Origin of the sequence: Tissierella praeacuta DSM 18095, assembly GCF_900128955.1 — a bacterium.
Classification (GTDB): Bacteria; Bacillota; Clostridia; order Tissierellales; family Tissierellaceae; genus Tissierella; species Tissierella praeacuta.
Genome location: NZ_FQTY01000004.1, coordinates 1 through 15,803, shown reverse-complemented (window position 1 = coordinate 15,803; position 15,803 = coordinate 1). Strand labels below are relative to the sequence as shown.

Genomic DNA, 15,803 nt, shown 5'->3' with positions numbered 1-15,803 from the left:
ATGACATTTCTAATTATTATCTTTGGAATACTCCTTGCTCTTGGACTGTTTTTTATAATGGCTGATATCTTAAGACTTCCAAGCCTTGCCACACAAAGGGCAATGCAATTCGCAGGAAAACAAGGAAAAGAAAAGATAAAAAGTATAGATATATTACTTTTAGGATGGGCAGTAAAGCTGGCAAAATACATCCCAATTGATGAGTATAAGAGAAATAGAATGAAAAATACACTGAATGCCTCTGGAATAAATATGACCCCAGAAGAATATATGGCATCTGCTATAGTTAAATCAGGTTTAATTTCATTGGTTGTGATTCCTTGCCTTATGATATTACCTCTCTTAACACCAATTATTGCATTTCTAAGTATTCTTGTATATTTTAGAGAGATACGAAAAGCAGATGAAGAGTTAAAAGAAAAGCGAGAAAAGATAGAAAGGGAACTCCCAAGGTTTGTAGCAACCATAACCCAAGAGCTAAAGGCTAGTAGAGATGTATTATCCATTTTAGAAAATTTCAAGAAAAATGCAGGAGAGGATTTTGCAAATGAATTAGATATATTAACTGCGGATATGCGATCCTCATCTTATGAGGCAGCCCTTACAAGGTTTGAAGCAAGGATAAACTCACCTATGTTATCAGATATTACTAGAGGGTTAATTGGTGTTCTTCGTGGAGATGATGGATCAATGTATTTTCAAATGCTTTCCCATGATATGAAACAGCTGGAACTTCAAAGGTTAAAAGCTGAAGCTATGAAGATACCACCTAAGATTAGAATGTTCTCCTTTGTAATGCTTATGTGTTTTATGATGACCTATATAGCCATTATCATCTATGAAATCATCCACTCTTTCAGCGGATTGTTTTAGGAGGTGTTCGTATGCTTAAGGTACTAAAGTCTAATAAAGGAGAAGGATATATTGATGTAGCTGTTCTTGTACTTTGTGTTATGCTTATGATTGCTCTGGCCGTCAAGGTATTTCCAGCTTATATTGCAAAACAAAAAATCGACACCTTTGCCACAGAACTTGTAAGAGAGGCAGAGATTGCAGGAAGAGTAGGGACAGAAACTACAAATAGGGAAATCTTATTAAGAGATAAAATGGGAATTACACCAACGGTTAAGTGGCTAAAAACAGGAAAGATACAGTTAAATGAAGAGATAACTGTAACTATTACCTATGAAATTAATATTGGCCTGTTTGGAGGTTTTGGTTCCTTCCCTATAACTTTACGAGCTGATGCTGCAGGGAAGTCAGAAGTATATTGGAAATAGGTGGATGATATATCTGTTTAAATAGGTAGTAAAAGTAAGAGAAGGTAGGAGTGAGTAAGAGAAAGTGAGAAGAGTAGGTGAAAGGATGCAGAAGATCATACAAATATTAAGAGAAAAAAGAGGAAGCTCCTTTCCTTTAATTGTAGCTGTAACTTTGTGCCTTGTAATAATCATTACAGGTATATCCGAATATTTTAGATTGATGATTATAGCACAAGGTGTTCGTGATGCAGTGCAAGATGCCGTAATCTCTACAGTAAATGATAACTATGATGATGTCTATCATGGAGTTCGTGAAGGGTATTCAGGAGGATATCAGCCAGTAGCAGATGATTTTGAAGAATCCCTTGATTATGGAGATATTTATAATAGATTAGATACAATTTTAGGTTTAGAGCGAAGTGGCGGATACCATGTAAAAACTATATCAGATAATAAAATGGAGTTTAGAATATGGGACTTAGATGTGGATATAAGGAATGCTCCTATTGGAACAGAAGATATAGCAAGTTCAAGATTTAAGGTTAATTGCACCATTATGCTTGAAGTACCAGTATCCTTTGGGGGGAGACTTCTTCCTAGTATGAAGATACGAATAAAGACAAGTGGAGGATATACTCCTAAGTTTTAAGAGTTTAGAAAATATGAATAGACATTTGAAGACTCTTGTGGTAGGGTGTGACTTATAAGAAGCGGAAAAAAGGAGGTAGAAATCTATGAAGAATATAAGTGAAAAAACTAAAAAATGGCTTCTAGTTACTGGGGGTTTGGTGATTTGTGTAATGCTTATACTTATGATAAGCTCACAGTTTAGAAAAGAACCAATAGAGGATACACTTCCAAATCAAAATATAGAAGTTGATGATGTAACAATAGAAAAACCAAAGGATACAGAAAAGGCAGAGAAAGAGGAAGTAACGAATGATGAAGATAAAACGAATAATGAAAAAGAAGATGAAATTATAGTATCACCAATTAAAACTCCAGATACACAGTCTACAAATAAGAATGGTGTAGATAAGGGAACAGAGCAAACTATTCAAAAGAATGCTGAAAAGCCTAAAGAACCTACAAAAGAACAGCTAACAGATCCAACACAAAAACCTAATGGTGAAAAGGTAACAGAGCCACCTGTAAATGTGGATCACGAGAAGGTAGAGAAACCTGAAGAGTTACCAAAACAAAAGGATGAACCAAAGGGTGGAGATGTTAATAACAAGGGGCAAACGTATCTACCTGGATTTGGATGGATAGAAAACAGTGGTGAGAATCAAGGTACAGAGGTAGATGGAGATGGTGATATCAATAAACAAATAGGTGATATGAATTAAATATAAATAGTAATAAGATACACTGCAGAAATGCAGTGTTTTTTATTTGCAGAAAGGAGATTCCATGAAGAGAATATTAACATTTTTTATAGCCATTTTAATGATACTTAGTTTAACAATACCTATTTCTGTGTTTGCAGTCGGAGATGGAAACATAGATTCAGGCGGTGGAGGAATGGGAAGTGGTGCAAGTGACAATAAATGGTCATCTGGTTATGATGGAGTGCGTATAACTGTAGTTCGTGCCAGTGATCATTCAGTAGTGACTATGCCAATAGATTTTACTAATAAACAACCTCCATCAACTATGTTTCACTTTGGTAAGGTATCCAAGATTCATTATAACAGTGGGAGGAATTTATCACCTATCCAAGGTTCATATTCCTATTATAATTCAGCACAAGCAATGCCAAGAATAGTGAGTACGGATGGAAAAAATAATATAGATGCAATAAAAAAGTATTTTTGTTCTGAATATACAATAAAAAGGATTTCTGAAATCACAGGAATGGATTATGACATATTAATTGGCGGAGATTATAAATTACTCCTAGAACCTATGGCATATTATACATTTCAAGGGGTTATGGTTGCTACAACTGCAACAGAAGCAGCCATGTATGATGAGCAGGTAAATGGATTATTAAGAAGTAAAATGGTCTCCTTATCTCATAAAAACTTGCCCCTTGCTATGTTTTTAGAGGTAGGGGATTTAGGATATCCTGCATGGAGAGGCAGTACATCAACTCCAGCATCCAATGCAGATATAAAGTCTTCTTTAGGTCTTGGAATTGTTCGCTTTACAGAGAAACCAGAACCACCAGTTGTAAGCACGTATGATTATGAATACAGAGTAAATACTGAAGTAATTACATCAGTAATGGTAAGTGGAGGGCAGTCTGATCCTGATAATCCAACATATGTGAGCTTTGAAATTGAAGGTAGAACCTATAATGTTGGAAATGTGTATTATCCCAGAGGTGATTCACAACTTGCTTGGGTAAAATGGACTACTCCTGATACAGAGCAGGATATGATTATTAATGTAAGTGTACATGGTTCAGGAAGTACAACAAAATCGATTATCAATGTAAGGATTGTTGATTTAGATAAGAATCCGCCTCCAAATCCTGTAGCTGATGATAGAAATGATAAATTTTCACATGCTCCTGTTCCAAATAGGGAGCAGAAAACAACCGCCAATTGGAGTATATGGAGTCCGTGGTGGCAGGAATATTGGGTATGGCATAGTATGGGTGAGGATTCAGGATATTGGTGTGATCATGGATGGTGGGAGTTTGACCTTGACCAATATAGTGCAAGGCTTTCTGCTGATATGAGAATTACAAACGATAGTAAGAATCCTACTGGAAGTGGAAGTACTTTTAAAAGTGGATATGGCATTAATCAATTAGTAACATGCAATGTGAGTAGTAATCAAAGTTCTGCAATTACCTATCCTCAAAATGCTGTTTCTTATTTCCCAGAATTTCGATATGAAACCTATTGGAGATTATTAGAGCGTGTTTCCAATGGTTCAAATGCTAGGTTTGAACTTAAGAAAAACAATTACTCCACTTATAAGAATCGTACACATTTTACTCCAATATGGATGCCAGATGGAGCATATACAGTAAATACTTGGGTCATAGATGCATGGACTCCTGATGGAATGCTCTCTATAAACCTTACAGACTCACTTACAATAAGGGGGAACCTATGGCAGGATTGGCATATTGCACCCCTAAAACCTTAAATACAGAAAAAGAAAGGTGGATTTTATGAGGATATATAAGAAAAGTACATTAGCTATATGCATAGTATTAATATTTACTTTAATGTTTAGCACTACAGCTTTTGCTGCAGGTTCGGGAGATGTAGCAGGAGCAATCGAGGGTACTTGGAAAGATGCATCTGGGCAAATAAAGACTGTAGTAAATAAAGTTGTGTTTCCTGCAATAGATCTTATTTTAGCAGTGTTTTTCTTTGCTAAACTCGGCATGGCTTATTTTGATTATCGAAAACATGGACAATTTGAGTGGAGTGGGCCAGCAATTTTGTTTGCGTGTTTGGTATTTACCTTAACAGCACCAAAATATATTTGGACGATACTTGGAATATAACAAACGAGAGCCGCTACACCATGTAAAGATGTAGCGGCTCAACTTGGATGTTAGTAAGATTGGTGTGCACGGATTAAATATCAATCTTGTTCTAATCTGTGTAATCTGTTTTTGCTTTCTTTTCCTATAAAAAACAAGCTCAAAAGTAAGGTCAGCACTTCTGTAATCGGTGCGACAAGCCATACTCCTGTCATACCAAACAGCGGTGGAAAGGTGAAAATACAAATCAGCAGAATGACTAAACCTCGTGCAGAAGATATGATGGCTGACTCTTTTGCTCTGCCAATCGAAGTAAAGTAAAAAGAGGAAATTGTATTAATTCCTGAAAACAGAAACGAAACGGCATAGATTATTCCCCCCGAATGCACCATCTGCTCCACGACTTCGCTTTTAACGAACAGACTGCTGTACCACTCGGAACAAACTAACACGAAGGAAAGCACCACTACTCCCGCAATCAGCACCATGAAGTTGGTTATCTTACGCAGGCTTGTTGCAAGCAAATGTTCCTTTGCACCATAAGCAAAGCTGATGAGTGGGCTTGCACCCTGTCCAAAACCGATAATTACCATGCTAAAGATATAGGCAATATAGCCCACGATGGTAAATGCAGTCACACCGTCTATGCCGATATTTTTTAGTATCACATAGTTATAGGCAAACATAGAAATACTCAGCGACATTTCACCGACAAATTCTGAACTGCCATTGAGGAGTGTACTGGTCAGCACCTCGCCCGAAAAATCAAATCTACGAAATTTATATACGCTTGACTTCTTGATGAAAAAGTAAAGAATGCACAATAGTGTAACAATAGCTGCAAGCAATGAGGCAACAGCAATACCCTTTACACCCCAGCTAAACCAGCGGATAAACAAATAATCTAGTAGAATATTAAGCAACACATTTAAAATGTTGACTTGCATAAAATACTGTGGCTTACCCTCTCCTCTGATAAACATACCAAAGGATGCGTTTATCACCATAATTGGAAGCTCCAGCAACATAATGCCATAATAGTCCTTGAAAAATCCCGCCACTTGCGCATCGGCATTTAAGAGTTGAAGTATCGGGTCAAGGCAGAGCCACATGATGACGCTGAGCAGGACGGTTGCAACCATTGCCGTACACATGGTCTGATTAAAAACACTGTTGCACTTTTTGATATCTCCACCGCCAAGGGACATTCCAGCGATTGCCACGCCGCCTACCGAGACCATGAGTCCCACTGCAAGGTATAAATAGACAATCGGTATCCCTAAGTTAACCGCAGCAAGACCTTCTTTTCCCACATAGTTTCCAATAAAAAAACCATCGGCAACCGTAATCAGTGAGGTCAGCACCATTGCAATAATCGATGGAATCGAAAATTGTAAAATTGTTTTGATTTTGTTGTTTTGAATGCTCTCTAAATTCATTTTCATTTCCTCCCTATATCCATTGTTCACACTATAAAGGATAAAGGAATGAAAAGAAAAATACTTCTGTTTTTGTGCTTTATTTGATTGGAATACAAAGATCAATTTCCATATACATGGAATCACAGTCTATCTTTCTGTAAATCTCAAATCCATAGCGATTATCAATTTCACAGTTACTCTGTGGCAACCACACATTGAAAATGCTTTGGTAAGAAGTGTATATCTGCTTTACCAAACCTTTGAAGTGATAAATAGCAAATTTTCCACCTTTTAGCACATAGGTGTTTTCAAGCTTACAGCCTTCCGGGGCAGTCATGCAGATGTCATATAGGCATTCGTTTATATCGGTAATGGACGGGTCATCATAGGTGCGCTCAAGAAGCAGCGTTAACTCGGTGATATATTCCTTATATTTTTCTTGAAAAGCTCCCCAATGCACCGATAAGTCTCCATAATTTCCTTTATGCCGTTCGTATATAATAGGACAATCCTCAAGAACTTCTATGGAAATTTTTTTGTCGCACTCCTCAAATGACTCTAACCCTATAGCAGCATTACTAAAAATTGGGTTTGCTAAAGATTTTTGCGTAATACTACGCCGAAATTCGCTTGGAGATAGATTGTGATGCTGCTTAAAAGCAGAGCTGTAGTTCGATGAACTGTAACCGTAATCACAGCTGATATCGGTGATACTTCTGGCTTTCTCAACCTTTAAGCGAAACGCACTTTGCTCCATTTTCACTCGTTTGATAAATTCATAGATGCTTTCTCCAGTTTCCATTTTAAACATTCTGGAAAAGTAATATCTTGAAAAATTGCAATGAGAGGCGATCTCATCAACAGATATATTTTCATTGATATGATTTAAGATATAGTCTATTGCACGATTTATATATTCATTGGTTATCATTTTTCCTCCCTTTATTTTTGAAACACAGTTATTTGTAAATGGGTATATCAATGAACTCATAGAGCTTAATTACCCCTGAATAGTATTTAGTAATTTTACCATAGTAAAGACTTTACTTCAACTTTTAAATATGAACAAACAGCAGGTTTAATCAATTGGGAAGCGAAAATTCGCTCACCATCCTTTTGCAAGGATACTCTGGACAATACTTGAAATGTAAATTATATAAATATGGCACATTGTGTAAAGATGCTTTGTCTTTTTAAATTTTAAGGAAAGGAGGCGATAAAAATATTTATATGGGATTTTATATTAGGCGATGTTATGGATCAAATAATTGATTGGATCTATGGTCAACTTGTAGGTTTTCTTGCTGATTTCTTTGCTAATATGGGGAATATGGGAGTAGAACTTTTTGAGATGAGCTGGGTACAGTCAATCGTTCTGTTCTTTTCATATCTTGCCTGGTCACTATATGGAATAGGCCTTGTAGTATCTTGTTTTGAAACAGGCATTGAATATCAAAATGGGAGAGGAAATATTAAAGATGCAGGTTTAAATGCTATAAAAGGTTTTATGGCAGTTAGTTTATTTACAATTGTACCTATAGAGCTATACAAACTCTCAGTCAGTTTACAAGCAAGTTTAACTGCAGGTATTACAGGCTATGGTACTGGAATTAATGAACTAGCTTCAAATATTATTACAACATTAAATAATGCGGGGGATGTTATTAGTGTAGGTAGTTCAGGAATCTTTGGTGGCCTTTCTATGATAACAAGTCCATTTATGGCTCTGTTTATTGTTATCTTAATGGGATATGCAGTGATTAAGGTATTCTTTGCTAACCTAAAAAGAGGTGGAATTCTGCTTATACAGATAGCAGTTGGAAGCCTTTATATGTTTTCTGTCCCTCGTGGATATATTGATGGATTTATTCAATGGTGTAAGCAGATAATTGGTCTTTGCCTTACTACATTTTTACAAGCTACTATACTAACAGCAGGACTAATGGTAGTAAAAGATCATGCATTATTAGGGCTAGGTTTAATGCTGTCAGCAGGAGAAGTACCAAGGATTGCTGGAGCATTTGGACTTGATACATCTACAAAGGCTAATATAATGAGTGCAGTATATACAGCACAGGCAGCAGTTAACACTACAAAAACTATTGTACAAGCAGTACCAAAATAACAAGCAGTAATAAAATAAGAATAGAAAGGTCGGATTTTATGAAACTAATTTTTGTTGCATCTCCCTATAAAGGAGATATTGAAAAGAATATAGAGTATGCGAAAGAGGCTTGCCGATATGTGTTAAACGAAGGTAATGCCTTTTTTTGTCCCCATCTTCTCTATCCTCAGATTTTAAATGATAATAATCCAGAGGAGAGAAAAATAGGCATTAAAATGGGAAAAGAACTATTAGCAAAATGCGATGAGCTTTGGGCATTTGGTGGGCATATATCCAGTGGTATGTTTGAAGAAATTGAGTTTGCAAGAAAAAATAGAATCCCTATAAAAAGAATTACGCATCTGAATATGGAAACAAGGGATTGCTTATTTTTTAAGAAAGGCTAAAGAGGAAGGAGATGACTAAAAAATGTATATGTACCCTGATAATTTAAAGGCTAAAGCAACACTATGGCTATGGGAACTAAAAGATATCGGAGTCATTGGAGTAGGACTTCTTATTTCTGTATTTTCCTTAGCACAGCTAGGATTTATGCCGCCAATTGTAATAACGGCAGTCTATGCTTTTTTAACAATACAATTTGAAGACACGAGTATACTAAATTTTATTCAATATGCCTGTGCCTTCTTTCTTTTAAAACAGCAGATTTTTGAATGGAGGTTATAAGTTGAGTAGAAAGCAGAAACAAAAAGAAAAACAGTCTACAAGAGAACTTATTGGTATTGATGAAATCACAGATTATAGCATAAAAACACCATATGGTGAGCTAGTATATTTTATAATTCATCCAACCAATATCTCAGTATTATCAGATGAAAGTGTAAGTGCTAGGATATATTCACTGATGACGGTATTAAAAGGAATAGCTGAAATTGAAATGCTTTGTCTTAACTCAAAGGAGAACTTTGAGGATAACAAGCAATATTTAAAAAGAAGGATGGAAATGGAGCAAAATCCTGTTATAAGAAATTTATTAAAGCAAGATAGCATCAATCTTGATAGAATGCAGGTACAGATGGCAACTGCTAGGGAATTTTTAATTATAATAAGACTTAAGGATGAAAAGGAATCAAATGTATTCCCTTATCTCTCAAGAATAGAAAAGAGTTTAAAAGACCAAGGTTTTGCAACTAGAAGAGCAGATAATCAAGATGTTAAAAGACTCCTTGGGGTGTATTATGAACAAAATGTAACTACAGAAAAGTATGAAGATTATGATGGGGAAAGGTGGATTGTGTTTGGGGATATTTAAAAATAATACCTTTGTTTGTAAATATATAGTAAGGTAATGATATAATTATAAATAAGTATATTTCTAAAGGGGAGAAATAATTTGAAAATAGAAAATAACTTTTTAGATAATAAAGACGAAGAATATATTAGTAGGAAATTAATAACTGATAATAATTTTAAGGAAATATCTCAATTGGATAAAGAGCTATTGGATAAGAAAGGATTTTATTGTATCAGATTAAAAGAAAAATCAAAATTACCAGCCAAATATCAGGTAATATTAGAGTCTAGAAAATATAGAATTATATATATTGGAAAAGCAGAAAAGACAATAAAACAAAGATTGGAACAAGAATTAGAGCATAAGTCACCAGGCACATTTTTTAGAAGTATAGGCTGTGTTCTAGGTTATTTACCAATGAAAGGACACTTAATTGGGAAAGTGAATCAAAATAACTTTAAGTTTTCCAAAAGTGATACAAAGGAAATTACTAATTGGTTAAAAGAAAACATTGAAGTTAGTATTGTAGCATATGAAGGTAATTTTAATTTAATAGAAGGCAAGCTTATTGAGAAATATACTCCATTATTAAACATTGATAAAAATCCTTTGAAACTTGAAGAACTTATTAGTGATAGAAAAAGATGTAAAGATATAGCAAGAGGAATGGAAGTTTGTGATTAAAAGATAATTTAAATAGATAAAAATATTAGAATCTATTGAGGATGATTTATTTGGAATGAATGGGATAGGAGGATAGGTTATGAGAAGAGAATTTGAAATTAATGGATGTATAGAAGTCCCAATGGAATTATCAGAAGATGAGTTTTGGGATAAATTTATTGATTTTGTTGAAGCTAATAATTGGTATTTTGGGGGTGGAATAAGGGAAATTATTGATGGTTTCTATATTAATGAAGATGGTACAAAAGGTGAACATTGTCTAGATGAGGACCTAAGAATACTTATTTTAAAAAATCAAAAAGACAAAGCCATAGAATTATATATGGATTTAATAAGTAATAATTTAAAGGAGGCTGAAAATTATATTGATAATCTAAGTAAAAATATATAGGAACTTAGATTTTGAATTTATGAATGATTATTTATATTAGAAGGAGTATATAAATATAACAACCTCTTGACAAGTTTACTTGTCCCAAATAAACTTGTCAAGAGATGAATAAAATGGATAAAAAGAAATCTTAATAAGGCTAAATTGGATTTAGTTAGTCAGGTAAATATTTTGCAAATAAAGTCTATGTTTGTAAGATTAACAAAATGGGAAGATATAAATGATTTTAAATTAAATGAAGATAAAAGTAAACTTGAAAGCATTAAATTAAAAACTAGAATTATATTCCTAGATCAGTATTATCATTCAAAAGATATTGATAAAATTAATGAATATATAAAAATAAGGATAAAAGAGTATTAGGGAATAGAACAATCTAATAAAAGCATTTAATTAATAGAGTAAACTCTTGATAGATTTCGACTTAAATTAGTGTGGTTTTCAGAGAGGTGACAGTAGATGATGAATAATAGAACCTATATCTCAATTGATTTAAAATCATTCTATGTTTCTGTTGAATGTATAGAACGAGGATTAGATCCATTGACTACAAATTTGGTAGTTGCAGATAATAGTCGTACAGAAAGAACCATATGTCTTGCTGTCTCTCCATCTCTTAAATCCTATGGAATTAAAGGTAGACCAAGACTATTTGAAGTCGTACAGAAGGTTAGGGAAATAAATGCATTAAGACTAAACAAAGTACCAGGGCGAACCTTTTCTGGTGCTTCATGTAATTATAATGAATTAAAATCCTCGTCAAATATATCAGTAGATTATATAATTGCTCCACCTAGAATGGCATATTATATAGAGTATAGCACAGAAATTTATAATATATATTTGAAATATATTGCACCAGAGGATATTCATGTATACTCCATAGATGAGGTATTTATTGATATCACCAATTATCTAAGTACCTATAATTTGTCAGCTAGGGAACTTACTACTAAAATACTTTTGGATGTTCTTAATACTACTGGGATAACGGCAACGGCAGGAATTGGTACAAATCTATATCTTGCCAAGATTGCCATGGATATTTTAGCAAAGCATATTCCAATAGATAAATATGGAGTGCAGATAGCTGAACTAGACGAAATGAGTTATCGTAGATTATTGTGGTCCCATAGACGGATTACAGATTTTTGGAGAGTTGGCAAAGGATATGCTAAAAGATTAGAAAAACAAGGATTATATACCATGGGAGATATTGCAAGGTGTTCTATAGGTAAACCTATTGATTACCATAATGAAGATTTACTGTATAAGTTATTTGGTGTTAATGCAGAGTTACTAATAGATCATGCTTGGGGATGGGAGTCATGTACCATAGATGATATTAAAGATTATAAACCAAGTACAAAAAGCATTGGTTCTGGACAAGTACTGCAATCTGCCTATACTTATGTAAAAGCAAAGTTAATTGTATGGGAAATGACTGATTTACTAGTACTTGATCTAGTAGATAAAAGACTTGTAACAAATCAGGTTGTTTTAACAGTAGGATATGATAGAGAAAGCCTATTAAATCCAAAGATAAAGAAATTATATAAAGGAGAAATTACTAAGGATGATTATGGTCGAGCCATACCAAAATCAGCCCATGGCACCACAAATCTTAACAAATATACCTCCTCTACAAAACTAATAATAGATGCAGTGATGGAATTATTTGAACGTATAGTAGACAAAAATCTTTTAATTAGGAGAGTAAATATCTCAGCAAATAATGTAGTAGATAAAGAAAGTATTGAAAAAGAAGATAATATTGAACAACTTAATCTATTTACAGACTATAAGGAAGTACAAAAGGAAAAAGAGGAAGAAGAAGCTGAACTTTTAAAGGAAAGGAAAATACAAGAAACAATATTAGATATAAAGAAAAAATACGGTAAAAATGCAGTTTTAAAAGGAGTAAATCTAGAAGAAGGAGCTACAACTCTAAATAGAAATAAACAAATAGGAAGTCACAAAGCATGATAGATAAATATGATGATATAATAAATCTACCAAGACATGTCTCAAAGAGAAGACCGCCTATGCCAATAGAAGATCGTGCTGCCCAATTTTCTCCCTTTGCTGCATTGACAGGTCATGATGCAGCAGTAAAAGAAACAGCAAGAATCACAGAAAAAAGGGTTGAACTAGATCAATATATGAAGGAAGAATTAAATCACAAGCTACAAATACTAATAGAAAAAATTAAAGAGAACCCTAAGATAAAAATAACTTATTTTGAGCCAGACGAAAAGAAAGATGGTGGTGATTATGTTACTGCTACTGGCACATTTAAAAAGATGGATGAATATGAAAAAATTATCTTTATGACAGATGATATAGAAGTCTCTATTGATGAAATTATTAGGATTGAAGGAGAAATATTTAAAACTATGGTGCTACCTTAGTTTGATTACTCTATTATGAGAAAGGATTGAAATAGAATGATTATTTTAATTGGAGGTTCTTCTCATACTGGGAAGACAAGACTTGCACAAAAACTATTAGAAAAATATAAATATCCATATTTATCTATAGATCATCTAAAAATGGGACTTATTCGAAGTGGAAATACTAAATTAACCCCAGAAGATGATAATGAACTTATAGATTACCTCTGGCCTATTGTTAGGGAAATTATAAAAACAACAGTTGAGAATCATCAAAATCTTATAATTGAAGGTGTATATATTCCTTTTGATTGGGAAAAAGATTTTAATTATGAGTATCTAAAGCACATTCAATATTATTGTCTAGTTATGACAAAGGAATATATCGAAAGTCATTTTTCAGATATCAAAAAATATGCAAATGTCATTGAAAAACGTCTTGATGACTCATTTTGTACAGTAGAGATGATGATTAAGGAAAACACCAGAAATCTGCAAATGTGTCAAAAACATAAGTGTAAATATATTTTAATAGATAAAGACTATGAGGTCGATATCAAAGTATAAAATTTTTAGTATACAGAAAACCTTATTTTGTGTCCATAGTTATATACTAACATCAAACCTTGTACTAATGTGTAGGGTTTTTTAAATGAAATAGAAAGGTAATAAAGTATAAGTTTATTTGATAAAGTGCATATGGTACAATAGGTATAATTAAAAAGCTGTGAAGGCTAAATATGTGTATATAAAGATATCTATAAAAGGGAGTGAACTGATGGAAAACCTTGAAAAATTGGATTTATATCAAAATACCATTAATGAATTAAGACCATTTGAGGGTGAAATGCTAAAGCAGATAAAAGATTTTTATCGGATTGGATTAACATGGACATCTAATGCATTGGAAGGTAATTCTTTAACTGAAAGTGAAACAAAGGTTTTAATAGAAGATGGATTAACAGTTGGCGGAAGACCTCTTAGGGATATGTTTGAAACTGTAGATCATGCAAAAGCATATGACTATATGTTTACTTTGCTTGGGAATAAAGAAATTGTGGAAAAAGATATTATTTATCTGCATAAATTGTTTTATCAAAACATTGAGGAAGAGTTTGCAGGAAGATATCGTGACATTCCAGTATTTATTTCTGGTTCCAACCATCCAGTTAGCAAAGTAGAAGATATTCAAAGTGAAATTGATGAGTTATGTAAATGGATAAAGACAGAAAGAAAAAAGTATCATCCAGTAGAATTTGCAGCTATTCTGCATAAAAAGTTTGTATTCATCCATCCTTTTAAAGATGGCAACGGTAGGGTCGCTAGACTATTGATGAATACAGCATTAATACAAGATGGATATCTGCCAGCATTAATTCCCCCAATCTTACGAAGTGAATATATTTCATTACTTGAAAAGGCACATGAAGATGATGGTCCATTTATTAACTTTATTATAGAAAGAGAGCTAGAATCGCAAAAGGATTTTTTACGTCTTCTTCATATACCACTGCCTAAGCTAGAGCAAGATAATGGTGAAATGAAGATGGAATAATAAAGTATCCTTGAATTAATGTGAACTAGGAGAGGTTATATAAGACGTAGATAAATAGGAATTTGTGAAGGAGAATACATGGTGACAAAAATGAATGATAATAAATGTGAATTAATACAAAACTTAGATAAGTTGCATACAACCGAGTTGGGAGTTGGACGAATTAAAAAGAATCTTTCTTTAGATGTGGATGATGTAGTGAATTGGTGTAGCGGTAAAATACTAAGTTCCAATGCTATTATAGTTAGAAGGGGTAAGAACTGGTACATAGACATAGATGATTGTGAAATAACAGTTAATGCATATAGTTATACCATTATTACCGCTCATAAGATAAATAAATAGATGGGGGATTCTTATGAAAGATTGATAAATTCTAATTTGTTTAAGAGATGAATTGATTTACTAAATTAGTAGTTATGAGAGGGATGATATTATGATATATGCAAAATGTATTAGAGAATCTCAAATTGCCAAAAGTGTCTCTGAGTTTCAGAAGAGACAGAATGAAGAAAATCATGTCTATTGCATAGGGCAAACGACAGTGTCAAAAAATGGATGTGACATATTATACTGTGTACCTTTAAATTTTATTTATGATTGCTTAAAGTATGGTAGATATATCGCAATAATAGATGTGGATGATGACAGTTTAGAATACCCATATAAAAGCAGTTATATGGGGCTTCAACGATATACTTCTGAACAACTAGTAATTAATATTATGGATTCACAAGACGAACAAACTATAGATTATATATTTAATGAGGTCGGGGATGCAGATTTAGTACATGATGGATATGTGCATACCCTTCCTGATAATATACAAAAATACTTTAGAAAAAAGCAGGAAAACTGTTGATGTAATGATTAGTAAAATTCCAATTTATTGGTGAAATTATGGAGCAATCTTAAGAATAAACTTTATATATTATTTTATATGTTACCAAACCTTGCACTAATGTGTAGGGTTTTTTTAAGTGTGCCCAGCATGGGCAACAACTTGGTGGTGAAAGTCCACTACGGGCTTGGTAGTAGGAACCGTTAGCTGAAGGCAAGGGTGTCCATGGCGACGTGGAATCTGAAGGAAGCCGAAGGCAAAATCCTGAACCGACGAACAGAAATCACATAAGGCTGATTTAGGGAGGATGAGTTTGCTTAACAAAACAAAGTCCAATACTACCCGAACTCTTTACAGTAAATGTGACGGTTACATGGGAGGAAGGTTGTTGTTCTTACCTGGGGAGGTCTCATGGACATGGGAAAACAGAGTATGAACCATGGTTG

21 protein-coding genes are annotated in these 15,803 nt (G+C 33.6%); 19 read left to right on the top strand and 2 right to left on the bottom strand.

Annotated features, from left to right (window positions below):
- From BUB33_RS06055 to BUB33_RS06030, 6 genes are all read left to right on the top strand, one after another.
- Complete coding sequence (locus BUB33_RS06055; protein WP_072974351.1) at positions 1-873, top strand: secretion protein F; 873 nt, start codon at positions 1-3, stop codon at positions 871-873.
- A gap of 11 nt (positions 874-884) precedes the next feature.
- Entirely contained in the window at positions 885-1,280 is a 396-nt protein-coding gene (locus tag BUB33_RS06050; RefSeq protein WP_072974349.1) for a DUF4320 family protein, read from the top strand.
- Positions 1,281-1,365: 85 nt separating this feature from the next.
- Positions 1,366-1,911, top strand: a complete 546-nt coding sequence (locus tag BUB33_RS06045; RefSeq protein WP_072974776.1) for a hypothetical protein — start codon at positions 1,366-1,368, stop codon at positions 1,909-1,911.
- An 85-nt stretch (positions 1,912-1,996) separates the two neighbouring features.
- Positions 1,997-2,611: a DUF6550 family protein gene (locus tag BUB33_RS06040; protein ID WP_072974347.1), complete on the top strand. Its 615-nt coding sequence runs from the start codon at positions 1,997-1,999 to the stop codon at positions 2,609-2,611.
- Between the two features lie 64 nt (positions 2,612-2,675).
- Positions 2,676-4,367: a DUF8193 domain-containing protein gene (locus tag BUB33_RS06035; protein ID WP_072974345.1), complete on the top strand. Its 1,692-nt coding sequence runs from the start codon at positions 2,676-2,678 to the stop codon at positions 4,365-4,367.
- A 25-nt stretch (positions 4,368-4,392) separates the two neighbouring features.
- Positions 4,393-4,734 carry a DUF3852 domain-containing protein gene (locus BUB33_RS06030; RefSeq protein WP_072974343.1) on the top strand — a complete coding sequence of 114 codons (342 nt, stop codon included), beginning with the start codon at positions 4,393-4,395 and terminating at the stop codon, positions 4,732-4,734.
- Between the two features lie 80 nt (positions 4,735-4,814).
- On the opposite strand, the gene BUB33_RS06025 is transcribed toward BUB33_RS06030, so the two are convergent.
- Together BUB33_RS06025 and BUB33_RS06020 are read right to left on the bottom strand one after the other, a co-directional pair.
- Positions 4,815-6,152 carry an MATE family efflux transporter gene (locus BUB33_RS06025; protein ID WP_072974341.1) on the bottom strand — a complete coding sequence of 446 codons (1,338 nt, stop codon included), beginning with the start codon at positions 6,150-6,152 and terminating at the stop codon, positions 4,815-4,817.
- Positions 6,153-6,231: 79 nt separating this feature from the next.
- Positions 6,232-7,065 (bottom strand): AraC family transcriptional regulator, encoded by an 834-nt coding sequence (locus tag BUB33_RS06020; protein ID WP_072974338.1) that lies wholly within the window; start codon positions 7,063-7,065, stop codon positions 6,232-6,234.
- 285 nt (positions 7,066-7,350) lie between these two features.
- Here BUB33_RS06020 and BUB33_RS06015 point away from each other — a divergent pair, with 285 nt between their 5' ends.
- From BUB33_RS06015 to BUB33_RS05955, 13 genes are all read left to right on the top strand, one after another.
- Entirely contained in the window at positions 7,351-8,259 is a 909-nt protein-coding gene (locus tag BUB33_RS06015; protein WP_327191966.1) for a conjugal transfer protein TrbL family protein, read from the top strand.
- Between the two features lie 38 nt (positions 8,260-8,297).
- Positions 8,298-8,645, top strand: a complete 348-nt coding sequence (locus BUB33_RS06010; protein ID WP_072974333.1) for a DUF7768 domain-containing protein — start codon at positions 8,298-8,300, stop codon at positions 8,643-8,645.
- Between the two features lie 28 nt (positions 8,646-8,673).
- Positions 8,674-8,925: a hypothetical protein gene (locus tag BUB33_RS06005; RefSeq protein ID WP_200778145.1), complete on the top strand. Its 252-nt coding sequence runs from the start codon at positions 8,674-8,676 to the stop codon at positions 8,923-8,925.
- A gap of 1 nt (position 8,926) precedes the next feature.
- On the top strand, positions 8,927-9,511 hold the full coding sequence (locus BUB33_RS06000) for a hypothetical protein (RefSeq protein ID WP_072974329.1): 585 nt from the start codon (positions 8,927-8,929) through the stop codon (positions 9,509-9,511).
- Positions 9,512-9,592: 81 nt separating this feature from the next.
- Positions 9,593-10,177, top strand: a complete 585-nt coding sequence (locus tag BUB33_RS05995) for a GIY-YIG nuclease family protein (protein ID WP_072974327.1) — start codon at positions 9,593-9,595, stop codon at positions 10,175-10,177.
- 79 nt (positions 10,178-10,256) lie between these two features.
- Positions 10,257-10,568, top strand: a complete 312-nt coding sequence (locus tag BUB33_RS05990; protein ID WP_072974325.1) for a YggL 50S ribosome-binding family protein — start codon at positions 10,257-10,259, stop codon at positions 10,566-10,568.
- 144 nt (positions 10,569-10,712) lie between these two features.
- The gene (locus BUB33_RS16025) at positions 10,713-10,931 is read left to right on the top strand and encodes a hypothetical protein (RefSeq protein ID WP_115322186.1); all 219 of its coding nucleotides are present in this window, start codon (positions 10,713-10,715) and stop codon (positions 10,929-10,931) included.
- 96 nt (positions 10,932-11,027) lie between these two features.
- Positions 11,028-12,554, top strand: coding sequence for a Y-family DNA polymerase (locus BUB33_RS05980; protein WP_218564853.1), 1,527 nt, complete (start codon positions 11,028-11,030; stop codon positions 12,552-12,554).
- Complete coding sequence (locus BUB33_RS05975; RefSeq protein ID WP_072974321.1) at positions 12,551-12,979, top strand: YolD-like family protein; 429 nt, start codon at positions 12,551-12,553, stop codon at positions 12,977-12,979. Before BUB33_RS05980 ends, BUB33_RS05975 begins: the two co-directional genes overlap by 4 nt.
- 36 nt (positions 12,980-13,015) lie before the next feature.
- Positions 13,016-13,528, top strand: coding sequence for an adenylate kinase (locus BUB33_RS05970; protein ID WP_072974319.1), 513 nt, complete (start codon positions 13,016-13,018; stop codon positions 13,526-13,528).
- A 211-nt stretch (positions 13,529-13,739) separates the two neighbouring features.
- Positions 13,740-14,516 (top strand): Fic family protein, encoded by a 777-nt coding sequence (locus BUB33_RS05965; protein ID WP_072974317.1) that lies wholly within the window; start codon positions 13,740-13,742, stop codon positions 14,514-14,516.
- Positions 14,517-14,606: 90 nt separating this feature from the next.
- Positions 14,607-14,861, top strand: coding sequence for a DUF3781 domain-containing protein (locus BUB33_RS05960; protein ID WP_072974772.1), 255 nt, complete (start codon positions 14,607-14,609; stop codon positions 14,859-14,861).
- A gap of 199 nt (positions 14,862-15,060) precedes the next feature.
- A complete protein-coding gene (locus tag BUB33_RS05955; protein ID WP_143154887.1) occupies positions 15,061-15,378 on the top strand; it encodes a hypothetical protein in 318 nt (105 codons plus the stop codon).
- Positions 15,379-15,803: the final 425 nt, after the last annotated feature.